This window comes from Bacillus sp. SIMBA_005, from assembly GCF_046535585.1.
GTDB lineage: Bacteria > Bacillota > Bacilli > Bacillales > Bacillaceae > Bacillus > Bacillus pumilus.
This window is the reverse complement of record NZ_JAWRWI010001229.1, coordinates 1-233: the sequence shown is the minus strand read 5'-3', so window position 1 is coordinate 233 and position 233 is coordinate 1. Positions and strand designations below refer to the sequence as shown.

The 233-nt window shown below is 40.8% G+C and carries 1 protein-coding gene; it reads left to right on the top strand.

Features of this window, described 5'->3' with window-relative positions:
• The coding region (locus SB660_RS23980) for a hypothetical protein (protein ID WP_410585127.1) at window positions 1–233 on the top strand (233 nt) is incomplete at both ends.

Genomic DNA, 233 nt, shown 5'->3' with positions numbered 1-233 from the left:
ATTCTCTGCTTCTTGTTCACTCTTTTAAAGAAGGCATGAATGATCCGTATACGGGCGCTCTTGCAGGCTGTTTAAAAACGGCAAATATGTTGGTGCCATCCGCAGAGAATGTGAAGTCAATCGGTTTTTCAGAACGTATATCAATTGAAAAAATGGCTGAATTTTGTCTTAACGAAATGGTTTCCGGCGTGGAACGGCAGGCGGAAGAAGTTAAATATATAAATGACAAGAGG